At 65.6% G+C, this 12,042-nt stretch carries 10 protein-coding genes; 8 read left to right on the top strand and 2 right to left on the bottom strand.

The window, feature by feature from the left end:
- Nucleotides 1–304: acyl-CoA dehydrogenase family protein (locus AC2VON_RS19115; protein ID WP_486954357.1), on the bottom strand; the 304-nt coding region annotated here is incomplete at its 3' end.
- Between the two features lie 155 nt (nucleotides 305–459).
- On the opposite strand from AC2VON_RS19115, the gene fabG reads away from it, so the two are divergent.
- From fabG to AC2VON_RS19085, 6 genes are all read left to right on the top strand, one after another.
- Nucleotides 460–1,197, top strand: a complete 738-nt coding sequence (fabG, locus tag AC2VON_RS19110) for a 3-oxoacyl-ACP reductase FabG (protein ID WP_486954356.1) — start codon at nucleotides 460–462, stop codon at nucleotides 1,195–1,197.
- Between the two features lie 28 nt (nucleotides 1,198–1,225).
- On the top strand, nucleotides 1,226–2,476 hold the full coding sequence (locus AC2VON_RS19105; RefSeq protein WP_486954355.1) for an acetyl-CoA C-acetyltransferase: 1,251 nt from the start codon (nucleotides 1,226–1,228) through the stop codon (nucleotides 2,474–2,476).
- Nucleotides 2,473–3,666 (top strand): acyl-CoA dehydrogenase family protein, encoded by a 1,194-nt coding sequence (locus AC2VON_RS19100; RefSeq protein WP_486954354.1) that lies wholly within the window; start codon nucleotides 2,473–2,475, stop codon nucleotides 3,664–3,666. The genes AC2VON_RS19105 and AC2VON_RS19100 overlap by 4 nt, the downstream gene beginning before the upstream one ends.
- A gap of 4 nt (nucleotides 3,667–3,670) precedes the next feature.
- Nucleotides 3,671–4,387: a GntR family transcriptional regulator gene (locus tag AC2VON_RS19095; protein ID WP_486954353.1), complete on the top strand. Its 717-nt coding sequence runs from the start codon at nucleotides 3,671–3,673 to the stop codon at nucleotides 4,385–4,387.
- Between the two features lie 92 nt (nucleotides 4,388–4,479).
- Nucleotides 4,480–5,661, top strand: coding sequence for a thiolase family protein (locus tag AC2VON_RS19090; protein WP_486954352.1), 1,182 nt, complete (start codon nucleotides 4,480–4,482; stop codon nucleotides 5,659–5,661).
- A gap of 21 nt (nucleotides 5,662–5,682) precedes the next feature.
- Entirely contained in the window at nucleotides 5,683–6,255 is a 573-nt protein-coding gene (locus tag AC2VON_RS19085; protein WP_486954351.1) for a hypothetical protein, read from the top strand.
- A 98-nt stretch (nucleotides 6,256–6,353) separates the two neighbouring features.
- On the opposite strand, the gene AC2VON_RS19080 is transcribed toward AC2VON_RS19085, so the two are convergent.
- Nucleotides 6,354–8,093, bottom strand: coding sequence for a molybdopterin-dependent oxidoreductase (locus AC2VON_RS19080; RefSeq protein WP_486954358.1), 1,740 nt, complete (start codon nucleotides 8,091–8,093; stop codon nucleotides 6,354–6,356).
- A 424-nt stretch (nucleotides 8,094–8,517) separates the two neighbouring features.
- Between AC2VON_RS19080 and eccB the strand changes: the two genes are divergently transcribed.
- Together eccB and eccCa are read left to right on the top strand one after the other, a co-directional pair.
- Nucleotides 8,518–10,032, top strand: coding sequence for a type VII secretion protein EccB (eccB, locus tag AC2VON_RS19075; protein WP_486954350.1), 1,515 nt, complete (start codon nucleotides 8,518–8,520; stop codon nucleotides 10,030–10,032).
- Nucleotides 10,029–12,042, top strand: a 2,014-nt coding sequence (gene eccCa, locus AC2VON_RS19070) for a type VII secretion protein EccCa (protein ID WP_486954349.1), incomplete at its 3' end; no start/stop codon positions are given. The genes eccB and eccCa, both read left to right, overlap by 4 nt.

The raw sequence follows: 12,042 nt of genomic DNA, 5'->3' as shown, positions 1-12,042 counted from the left end.
CGGCCAGAACCTGTCCGGCGATGCCGTTGTTGGTGCCGAACATCGACCGCACCGCCAGCGAGGTGTAGCCCAGTTCCATGGCCAACTCGACATCCTGTGCCAGATCCAGGCCCAGCCCGCCCCACCGCTGGGGAATCGCATAACCGAACAATCCCAACTGCTTGGCCTGCTCGCGGAGGTCATCCGGTACGCGATCGTGATCGGCGATCTCCTGCTCCCGCGGAATCACGGAAGTGCGGACGAACCGGCGTGTCTGAGCCAGGACTTCGCTGAAAACATCGTCGTCAACCGAGGTCTCGGTCATCCACTGCGCTCCATTCTCCGGTTGATATCCAGACCAGATCATATATGAAATATGATGTGCGATGATAGCGACCGGGAGAGGCGGCAGGTAGCCGCCAGACAAGGCCAGACCAGGCCCGACAAGGCCCGACAAGGCCCGACAAGGAGGGTGGCAGAGTGGCGTTGCTGGAGGGCCGGACGGCGGTGATCACCGGCGGTGCGCAGGGCTTGGGCTTCGCAATAGCGCAGCGTTTTGTCGCCGAGGGAGCCCGGGTGGTCCTCGGCGACTTGGACCGGGATGCCACTGAGGCCGCAGCACACATGCTCGGTGACGACACCGCGGTGGCGGTCCGAAGCGACGTGACGGTGTCGGATGACGTCGACGCGCTGCTGGCAGCCGCGATTCAGCGGTTCGGGGGGCTGGACATCATGGTGAACAATGCCGGGGTCACCCGCGACGCCACCTTGCGAACGATGACCGAGGACCAGTTCGACCAGGTGATCGCGGTGCATTTGAAGGGCACCTGGAACGGCACCCGCAAAGCTGCGGCGATCATGCGGGAGAACAAGCGCGGGGTGATCGTCAACATGTCCTCGCTGTCGGGCAAGGTCGGCCTGGTCGGCCAGACCAACTATTCGGCGGCCAAGGCCGGCATCATCGGGATGACCAAAGCCGCCGCCAAAGAGCTCGCCCATCTAGGTGTTCGTGTCAACGCGATCGCTCCGGGGCTGATCCGTTCGGCGATGACCGAGGCGATGCCGCAACGCATCTGGGACGCCAAGCTTGCCGAGGTACCGATGGGGCGGGCCGGGGAGCCGGCCGAGGTCGCCGGCGTCGCGCTGTTCTTGGCGTCGGATCTGTCCTCATACATGACCGGCACGGTGCTCGAGGTGACCGGCGGTAGGTTCATGTGAGTCGAGTGAGCGGAACGGAGCGCAGCGAGTGACGCGACGGGTTGAGAGGGACACGGTGATCTGCGAACCGGTCCGGACACCGATCGGTCGTTACGGTGGCGTGTTCAAGTCGTTGACCGCCGTCGACCTCGGCGTGGCGGCGTTGAAGGGGCTGCTGGAACGGACCGCGATCCCGCCAGAGATCGTCGATGACGTCGTTCTCGGCCACTGTTACCCGAGCACCGAAGCGCCGGCGATAGGGCGGGTGGTGGCCCTGGACGCCGGTCTGCCGGTGACCGTTCCGGGCATGCAGGTCGATCGGCGGTGCGGATCCGGCCTGCAGGCGGTGATCCAGGCGTGCCTGCAGGTCGGCAGCGGCGCCGAGGACCTGGTCATCGCCGGTGGCACGGAAAGCATGAGCAACGTGGTGTTCTACTCCACTGAGATGCGCTGGGGGGGCGCCCGTGGCGGCGTCCGCATCCACGATGGGCTGACGCGCGGGCGCACCACCGCCGGCGGCCGTTACCACCCGGTGCCGGGCGGCATGCTGGAGACGGCGGAGAATCTGCGCCGGGAGTACGAGATCTCCCGCACCGAACAGGACGAACTGGCGGTGACGTCGCACCAGCGTGCGGTCGCCGCGCAAAACGACGGTGTTTTCGCCGACGAGATCATCCCGGTCCCGGTTCCGGTCCGGCGGGGGGAGCAACGCATGCAACTCGTTGACACCGACGAGCACCCGCGCGCCGATACGTCGTTGGAGACGCTGAGCAAGCTCAAACCCATTTTGACAGAAGATGATCCACAGGCAACGGTGACTGCGGGCAACGCCAGCGGACAAAACGACGCTGCCGCGATGTGCGTGGTGACCACACCGGAGCGAGCCGCCGAATTGGGGATGACCCCGCTGGTGCGAATGGTGTCGTGGGCGGTCGCCGGCGTGGCGCCGGCCGTCATGGGCATCGGCCCGGTGCCGGCGACGGAGGCGGCGTTGGTCGGTGCGGGTCTGCGGCTGGCCGACATCGACCTGATCGAGCTCAACGAGGCGTTCGCCGCCCAGGCACTGGCGGTGCTGCGCGAATGGCGATTCGGCGCATCCGACTTGACGCGGACCAACGTGCACGGCTCCGGGATTTCGCTCGGGCACCCGGTCGGCGCGACCGGAGTGCGGATGCTGGCGACGATGGCACGGGAGATGAGCCGCCGCCAGGTGCGCTACGGCCTGGAAACCATGTGCATCGGCGGTGGCCAGGGCCTGGCCGCCGTCTTCGAGAGGGTCTCGGAAGGTAGTGCTGGATGACTAGGCTGGCTCAGACCTTGGGCCTCACCCAAAGTCAGATCGAAATCATGGCAACGGTACGGGAATTCGTCGAAAATGAGGTGATGCCCAACGCGGCAGAACTTGAGCGCACCGACACCTACCCGGAGACAATCGTTCACCAGATGCGCGAGATGGGCCTGTTCGGCCTGATGATCCCCGAGCAGTACGGCGGGCTGGGTGAGTCCCTGCTCACCTACGCGTTGTGCGTCGAGGAGCTGGCCCGCGGCTGGATGAGTATTTCGGGGGTGATCAACACCCACTTCATCGTTGCGTACATGATCCACCAGCACGGAACCGACGAACAGCGGCAGCGATTCCTGCCGGCGATGGCAACCGGCGAGACACGAGGCGCGTTTTCGATGTCGGAGCCCGAGCTGGGCTCCGACGTCGCCGCGATCCGTACCCGGGCGACCCGCGTGCCCGACGGCAGCTACCGTATCGACGGCCAGAAGATGTGGCTGACCAACGGTGCCAGCTCGACACTGATCGCGGTGCTGGTGCGTACTGACGAAGGAGCGGACACCCCGCACCGCAACCTGACCGCGTTCCTGGTGGAGAAGCCAACCGGCTTCGGGGAAGTCGTACCCGGGCTGACGATCCCGGGCAAAATCGCCAAGTTGGGATATCAGGGCATCGACACCACCGAGCTGGTTTTCGACGGCTACTCGGCCGGTGGCGGCGACGTCCTCGGCGGCACGCCCGGCCGGGGCTTCTTCCACATGATGGACGGCATCGAAGTCGGGCGGGTCAACGTCGCGGCGCGAGCCTGCGGGGTGGGGATCCGCGCGTTCGAGCTGGCGGTGCGATATGCCCAGCAGCGCAGCACATTCGGTAAGCCGATCGCCGAGCACCAGGCGATCGCATTCCAACTCGCCGAAATGGCGACCAAAGTGGAGGCTGCGCACCTGATGATGGTCAACGCCGCCCGGCTGAAGGACTCCGGGGAACGCAACGACCAGGCCGCCGGCATGGCCAAGTACCTGGCCAGCGAGTACTGCAGCGAAGTCACCCAGCAGAGCTTCCGGATCCACGGCGGATACGGCTACTGCAAGGAATACGAGATCGAACGATTGATGCGCGACGCGCCGTTCCTGCTGATCGGTGAGGGAACAAGTGAGATTCAAAAGCAGATCATCAGCAGGCAACTGCTCGCCGAGTACCGGGTCTAAAGTGATGGCAGGCCCCGCAGGTCCCGACTTCGCCGCCCGGCCACAGCTTTCCGAAGCGGTCGCGACCTTCGTCCGGAAACGCATCTTCGACGGTACCTACGCCGCGGGGGAGTACGTCCGGCTGGACCAGTTGGCGACGGATCTGAATATCAGCGTCACCCCGGTGCGTGAGGCGCTGTTGGAACTGCGAGCCGAAGGGATGCTCGCGCAGCAGCCGCACCGCGGCTTCGTGGTGTTGCCGGTGACCGGGCGGGATCTGGTGGACGTCGCCAATGTGCAGGCCTATGTCGGGGGCGAACTCGCCGCTCGGGCCGCTGCGGGCATCAGTGACCACCAGTTGCGCGAGCTGGGCGAGATCCAGGCCGAGTTGGAAGACGCCTATGCCGGTGACGACGACGACCGGACGGTGCGCCTGAACCACGACTTTCACCGGACCATCAATGTGGCGGCGAATTCGCCGAAACTCGCCCAGCTGATGTCGCGGATCACGCGCTACGCACCCGAATCGGTGTTTCCCACCATCGCCGGCTGGCCGGCCCGCTCGGTTCGCGACCACCGGCGGGTGCTGGCCGCACTGACAGCGCGAAACGGCAAGCTCGCCCGCACCGCGATGGCGGAACACCTTGCGGCAGGCGTGGATCCGCTGATCGAACACCTGACCCGCCGCGGCGTGATCGAACCGGAAGACAGCGGAGGGGGTGCTCGACGCCGTCGGGGCTGACCCGGCGGCCGCTGTCGACCAGCGTCGACCCCGTGTCTACAATTATTATTGTCATTGCAAAGAAAGCCCACCTGTAAACAGAGGCCGCGAATATGCCCACACCCGTCATCGTCGGCGCCACCAGGACTGCCATCGCGCGATCGTTCAAGGGGGCGCTGGTCAACACGCCCGCGGAAGCCCTTGCCGTGGCCGTGCTGCCGGAGGTGGTTCGCCGGGCGGGTTTGGACCCGGCCGCCGTCGACGACGTGATCTTTGCCGAATCCAACTATGGCGGTGGTGATCTGGCGCGATACGCAGCGGTGGCCTGCGGCATGCCGGATGTGCCCGGCCTGGCGGTCAATCGGCACTGCGCGGGCAGCCTGACCGCGATCGGCAACGCGTCCGCGCAGATCATCTCCGGGATGCAACGCGTCGTCGTCGCCGGTGGGGTGCAGTCGATGTCGACGGCACCGCTGATGAAGTGGCGGGTGCCCGGGTCCGGGCCGGGGGTGAATTTTCACGAACCGTGGCTGCCACCGACCCACCCGGAAACGCCGGACGCCCCGGCCATGGACATGTCGGTCACGGTGGGCTGGAACACCGCGAAGGCCATGGGGATCGGTCGCGAGGAGATGGACACGTGGGCGTTGCGGTCCCATCAACGCGCGGTGGCGGCGATCGACGCCGGCAAGTTCACCGAGGAGATCGTGCCGCTGAAGGTTCGCCAGCCCGACGGGACGGTGGTCGATTTCAGCGTCGACGAGCATCCGCGCCGCGACACCACCATGGCTCGGCTGGCATCGCTGCCGGTGCTGCACCCCGAGATCGACGGGTTCGCCATAACCGCAGGCAACAGCAGCGGCATCAACGACGCTGCTGCCGCTGTCGCACTGGTCGACCGCGAGTACGCCGCCGCCGAACGGCTCACCGTGCTGGGAACCGTCAGGGCGTGGGCGACCAGTGCAGTCGCCCCCCGGGACACCGGACTGGCGGCGGTGAAAGTGATCGGCAAAGTGCTGGATCGCGCCGGGCTGTCGGCCGGTGACGTCGCGTTGTGGGAGATCAACGAGGCCTTCGCGTCGGTGCCGATCGCCGCGTGCCGGGAACACGGCCTGGACGAGGCGCTGGTCAACTGCTCCGGCAGCGGATGCAGCCTCGGTCATCCCGTTGCGGCCACCGGTGCGCGGATGGTGACCACTGTTGTCTACGAACTGCGGCGGCGCGGTGGCGGTTTCGGCGTCGCGGCGATGTGCGCCGGCGGTGGGATGGGTGGTGCCGTCGTGGTCGAGGTCTGAGGCGTAGACCAGTATTGATCTATGCAACAGCACAACTCCTTTACTTACCTGACCTACGAAGAGTTCGGCCGTAAGTTCTTCGAGGTTGCGGTCACCGAAGCGCGCATAGCGGCTGCATTCGCCGTCATCGCCGGGGACGAGTTCGAGATGGCCCCCATCGGTCAGGGGCCGGGCAAGATCGCCCGAGTCAGCGCCAAGGTGAAGATCCAGCAACCTGCGGTCACCCGAAACCTGGGCGATGCGATCACGTTTGCCATTCACATTCCACTGGCCATCGATCTGCTCGTCGACCTGCGCCTGGACAAGCAGCGGTTCACCGTCGCCGGCGATATCGCATTGCGGGCCACCGCGCGGGCCGCCGATCCACTGCTGCTGATCGTCGACGTGGTGAAGCCGCGGCCCTCGGACATCACGGTCCAGGTGTCGTCGCGGTCGATCCGCGGTGAGGTGCTGCGCGTCGTCGCCGGTGTCGACGGCGAGATTCGACGGTTCATCGCCTCCTACGTCGCCGACGAGATCGACAGCCCACCGGCACAACAGGCCCAGATCATCGACGTTGCCGGGCGGCTGGACGCCGCGTGGACCGGAATTTGACTTACCCGTGTCGGGCTGGCCGCATCAGGGAATCCCCGGGATGGGCGGTGGCGGCGGGATCGGCGGGATCGCCCCGTGTGAGGGCTCCGGGCAGATCGTCAGATCGTCTGGTGGCGTCCGAAGAACTTGTGGTCTTCGCTGTAGCCGCCGTAGCCGCTGCCGATCTCTTTGTAGCTGGCGACGAACTCGATGCCTTTGATCCACTTCACCTGTTTGAAGCCGTGCTGCAACTCGTTGCGCAGCCGTAGCGGCTTGCCGTGCATGTAGGGCAGCGGCTCGTCGTTCATGTTGTAGGCCAGCATCGACATGTGGTTTCTCATCTGGTCGATGGGGTGTGCGTTGTAGTAGATGCCGCCGGTGGCGCCGAGCCCCATCGAGTAGAACATGACCCACTTGGCCTCGGGCAGCGGTTTGACGATGTCCATGATGGTCTGCATCGTCACACCGCCCCACTTGGCAACCCCTGACCAGGCCTGGATGCACATGTGCTGGGTGATCTGGTCGTGGTAGGGCAGTGCCTTGAGGTCCTCCAGCGAGAACTCCATCGGGTTCTCCACCAGGCCGTAGACCTTGAGCCGCCAGTCTGCGAAGTCGCCTGCCTCCAGCTCCTTGTACTCGACCGTCTCCGGCAGCCGGCCGTTGCGCCAGTGGTGCGGCGAGATGTCGGCCTCGGTGAAGGTGCCCGGCTTGGGGTTGAGGTTTTCCAGCAGCCGCTGGAACGGGCCGACCAGCATGTAGCCCACCCGCTGCACTACCCGCGGGTGCTTGATGGTGAACGGGGTGGCCCAAACCCAGGCGATCACCGTCACGGTCATGGCCAAAGCAAAGAACCCTAAGCCCACCCAGCTGTTGTCGTCGCGGGAGGCGAACATGTGGTTGAGGTTGCGCAGCGCTTCGGTGGCGAACACCATCGTGACGTGTGTCAGGATGAAGAACAGGAAGTAGGCCAGCACCAAGAAATGGAGCGAGCGCGCGACCTGCAGGTTGAGTCGCTTGCTGATGACGCCCAGCCGCTGCGAGAGCGCCGGTGACATGCCCAGGCCGGTGATCAGCGCGGCGGGTGCGGCAATGAAGACCGTGGTGAAATAGGCCAGCAACTGCAAACCGTTGTAGGCCACCCAGCCGTTGTCCACCGGCCAGTTCAGTGACATGTACTGGATGGCTACCGATAGCGCGTTGGGGAAGACGTCCCAGCTGGTCGGCACGATATGGCGCCAATGCCCGGTGGCGAAGATCAGCACGTAGAAGATCGCGCCGTTGAGCAGCCACAGCACGTCGACGCCCAAATGCCACCAGCGGGCCAGTCCGATGGAATGCCGGAAGCCGGGTAACCCGAACTGCGCGGGCAGTGCGACGGTGTCGGAGTTCGCCGTCCAGTATGGGTCGTCGGGCACCGGCGGGCCCACCCGCAGCCATTCATCCTTGCCGGGAGTGGAGTTGCGGCTGAAGTACAGGCGCGGATGGTCGCAGAGGATCTGGATCCCGGACCGGATGATGAACATCATCAAAAACAAGTTGAAAAAGTGTGTCCAGTTGGCCCACCACGGCAGTCCCGGCGGGCCGGCGGTCGATGCGTCGGCTCCGGGGTGCTGGGCGATGAACTCCTCCACGCCGGGCATGTTGCGGATGCCTTTGCCGATCGCGACCGCCGCGATCAGTCCGACGAGGCCGATCGGGATCAGCCACAACAGGTTGAACCACTTGTCTTTCCAAACCCGCAGCTTCGGAGCGGTCGCCCGCCGGGTGAGGTCGAACCCGCCGCCGTATGTCTCGATGTCGATGGTGTCGTGGGCGCCGTGGATCTCGGTGCGGTAGCCCTGCTCCACCTCCACCTCCATCTCGACGTCGACAAGCTGGGCAGGATAGTCGACGCGGTGAGCGGTCTCGTCGTCCACCGGCCCGACCGCCGGCCTCATGGAATCCGTGGAATTAGTCGAACCAGGCGAAACAGGCGAATCAAAGCGCCTTTCAGCGCTGTGTCCGTCGGTAGTCGTCACAGCTGCGACCATACACGAAAACCTCGGTTCACCGAGGTGACCTCCAGGGTGACTGCCAGGCGAACCACAGCCTGGTGCAGTTATATCGCCACCGGCCGGTTGTAACCCGGCGATTGGCTCGTTCGGTCACCGCCCGACGAGCGGACGTCACCGAACATCGCTAGCATGCGCAGTGGGGATCTCAGCAGGTAGGAGCAGCAGATGATGGCCAAGAGCGCGCCCGGGTCGCAGCACGCCCGGAGACCGCGCGGGATCGCGGTCCACCGTGACTGACGAAGACCGGGGGACCGGCTACGGTCTGGGGTTGTCGACCCGCACCCAGATGACGGGTTACCAGTTCCTGGCTCGGCGCACCGCGATGGCGCTGACCCGCTGGCAGGTTCGAATGGAAATCGAGCCGGGTCGGCGGCAGTCCCTGGCGGTGGTGGCGTCTGTGTCGGCGGCGGCAGTCGTCTGCCTGGGCGCATTGCTGCAGTCGTTTTTGAGCCCGTCCGGCCAACTGCGTAACGAATCACCGATCATCGCCGACCGTGATTCCGGCGCGCTGTATGTCCGGGTGGGCGACACGTTGTACCCGGCCTTGAATTTGGCGTCGGCGCGGCTGATTGCCGGGCGCCCCGACAATCCGCACAAGGTGCGGTCCAGCCAAATCGACGACCAGCCGCACGGGCCACTGGTCGGTATCCCGGGTGCACCGTCAGAGTTCCTGCCCAGGAGTCCGGCGTCGTCATCGTGGCTGATCTGCGACGCGGTGACCAACACCCGGGGAGTGGGCGCGCCGTCACCGGTGACGGTGACGGTCATCGACGGAACTCCCGACATCTCGGGCCGGCGCCGGGTGTTGGGTGAGCAGGACGCGGTGGTGCTGAAATACGGTGATGACTCGTGGGTGATCCGGCAGAATCGCCGGTCGCGCATCAGCGCCGCCGACCGCGCGGTGCTGATACCGCTGGGGTTGTCCCCGGAACAGGTTGATCAGGCCAAGCCGATGAGCAGAGCATTGTTCGACGCGTTGCCGGTGGGACCGGAATTGTCGGTGCCAGCCGTGCCGGATGTGGGTGGTCAGGCCCGCTTCCCGGATGCGCCGGGGCCGGTGGGAACGGTGTTCGTTACACCGCAACTGTCTGGGCCGCAACAGTATTCGGTGGTTCTGCCGGATGGTGTGGAGACAGTGTCGTCGGTGGTGGCGAGGATTCTGCTGAACGCCGGCTCCAACCCCGACGGCAAACCGGTCGTGGTGGCGCCGCCGGCGTTGGCGAAAATGCCGGTGGTATCCGGATTGGATTTGTCGGCCTACCCGGACGGCCCGCTGAACGTGATCGACATCCGGGACAACCCGGCCACCTGCTGGTGGTGGGAGCGCACCGGCGGGGAGACCCGGGCCCGGGTTCAGGTGGTGTCCGGCCCCACGATCCCGGTGCGGGCTAGCGACACGCACAAAGTGGTCTCGCTGGTGAAAGTGGACACCACCGGCCGCGAAGCCGACCGCGTCTATTTTGGCCCTGGCTATGCCAACTTCGTGGCGATGACGGGTAACGAAGCCGACGCGGCGACAACCGAATCGCTATGGTGGTTGTCGCACGCGGGCGCACGATATGGGGTGCCCGATACCCGCGAGACCCGTACCGCGCTGGGCTTGAGCGAGGAACCGACTCCCGCGCCGTGGGTGGCGCTGCGGCTGCTGGCGCCGGGGCCGACGCTCTCCCGAGAGGATGCCCTGCTGCGTCATGACTCGCTGCCGACCGACATGAACCCTGCAGAACTGGTGGTGCCGAAGTGAAACGCGGATTTGCCCGTCCGACGCCGGAACGGGCTCCGGCGGTCAAGCCGGAGAACATCGTCTTGCCGACGCCGCTGAGCGTCCCGCCGCCGGAGGGCAAGCCCTGGTGGCTGGTGGTGGTCGGGGTGCTGGTGGTCGGACTGCTGGTCGGCATGGTCGCGATGACGGTGGCCAGCGGGTCGCGGATGTTTCTGGGTGCCGGTTCGATTTTCCCCATCTTCATGATCGGTGGGGTCGCCATGATGATGTTCGGCGGCCGTTTCGGTGGCGGCAATCAGCAGTTGAGTCGGCCGAAACTGGACGCGATGCGAGCGCAGTTCATGCTGATGCTCGACCGGTTGCGTGAGTCGGCGGCCGAGTCGGCGGACAGCATGGACACGAACTACCGCTGGTTTCACCCCGCTCCGGTGACGCTGACCGCGGCGGTGGGCTCGGCCCGGATGTGGGAGCGTCAGCCCAACGGCAAGGACCTCAACTTCGGATTGGCCCGGGTGGGGGTGGGGATGACGCGGCCCGAGGTGACCTGGGGTGAGCCGCAGAACATGCCCACCGACATCGAGTTGGAGCCGGTCACCGGCAAAGCGCTGCAGGAATTCGGGCGCTACCAAAGCGTGGTCTACAACCTGCCGAAGATGGTGTCACTGCTGGTCGAACCTTGGTATTCGCTGGTGGGCGACCGCGAGCAGGTGCTGGCGCTGATCCGGGCGATCATCTGTCAGCTGGCGTTTTCACACGGCCCGGACCATGTGCGGATGATCGTCGTCAGTTCGGATGTGGCGCAGTGGGACTGGGTGAAATGGCTCCCGCATTTCGGTGATCCTCGACGTCAGGATGCCGCTGGCAACGCGCGGATGGTGTACGGGTCGGTGCGTGAGTTCGCCGCCGAGCACGGCGACCTGTTCTCCGGGCGGGGGTCGTTCATGCCTCGACACGCCAGTTCGTCGACGGAGACACCGACGCCGCACCACTTGATCGTCGGCGATGCTGCTGATCCCCAGTGGGAGTATGTGAACACTACAGAGGGCGTCGATGGGGTGACGTTCTTCGACCTGACCGGCACCCCGGAGTGGACCGGCGTACCGGAGCGGGTACTGCGGCTCGACAGCAAGGGGGTCATTCACGCGCTGCCCCGTGACCGCGACACCTCGATGGTGATCGATGACAACGAGTGGTTTTTCGCGCTGGCGGATCAGCTGACCGTGGCAGACGCGGAGCAGTTTGCGCAGCGGATGGCGCACTGGCGGCTGGCCGAGGCTTACGAGGAGATCGGGCAACGGGTCACGCACCATATCGGCGCCCGGGACATCCTGTCCTACTACGGGATCGAGGACGCCGGAAGAATCGACTTCGCCGAGCTGTGGGCCGGCCGCCACGACCCGCTCAGCCGGTCCCGGCTGCGGGTGCCGTTCGGCAACCGCTCCGACAACGGCGAGCTGCTGTTTCTGGACATGAAGTCACTGGACGAAGGTGGTGACGGTCCGCACGGCGTGATGTCGGGAACCACCGGCTCGGGCAAATCGACACTGGTGCGAACGGTGATCGAGTCATTGCTGCTCGGGCACCCACCCGACGAGCTGCAGTTCGTTTTGGCCGACCTCAAGGGCGGGTCGGCGGTCAAACCCTTCGCCGGGGTGCCGCATGTGTCGCGGATCATCACCGACTTGGAAGAAGACCAGGCGTTGATGGAGCGGTTCCTGGAGGCGATGTGGGGCGAGATCGCCCGCCGCAAAACGATGTGTGACAACGCAGGTGTCGACGGCGCCAAGGAGTACAACGAGATCCGCTCCAGAATGCAGGCGCGTGGCCAGGACCTCCCGCCGCTTCCGATGCTGGTTGTCGTCATCGACGAGTTCTACGAATGGTTCCGTATCATGCCGACCGCGGTGGAGGTACTCGACTCCATCGGCCGGCAGGGCCGCGCCTACTGGGTGCACCTGATGATGGCGTCGCAAACCATCGAAAGCCGTGCCGAGAAGCTGATGGAGAACATGGGCTACCGGTTGGTGCTCA

Source organism: Mycobacterium sp. TH-M82 (assembly GCF_057473605.1).
Note: the sequence above shows the minus strand (reverse complement) of the source record. Positions and strands in the feature narration are given on the sequence as shown.

Excerpts from the sequence above, each read along its gene's own strand:
- AC2VON_RS19100 (WP_486954354.1), top strand. The coding sequence starts at position 2,473 with ATGACTAGGCTGGCTCAGACCTTGGGCCTCACCCAAAGTCAGATCGAA.
- AC2VON_RS19095 (WP_486954353.1), top strand. The coding sequence starts at position 3,671 with ATGGCAGGCCCCGCAGGTCCCGACTTCGCCGCCCGGCCACAGCTTTCC.
- AC2VON_RS19090 (WP_486954352.1), top strand. The coding sequence starts at position 4,480 with ATGCCCACACCCGTCATCGTCGGCGCCACCAGGACTGCCATCGCGCGA.
- AC2VON_RS19085 (WP_486954351.1), top strand. The coding sequence starts at position 5,683 with ATGCAACAGCACAACTCCTTTACTTACCTGACCTACGAAGAGTTCGGC.
- AC2VON_RS19080 (WP_486954358.1), bottom strand. The coding sequence starts at position 8,093 with ATGGAGGTGGAGGTGGAGCAGGGCTACCGCACCGAGATCCACGGCGCC.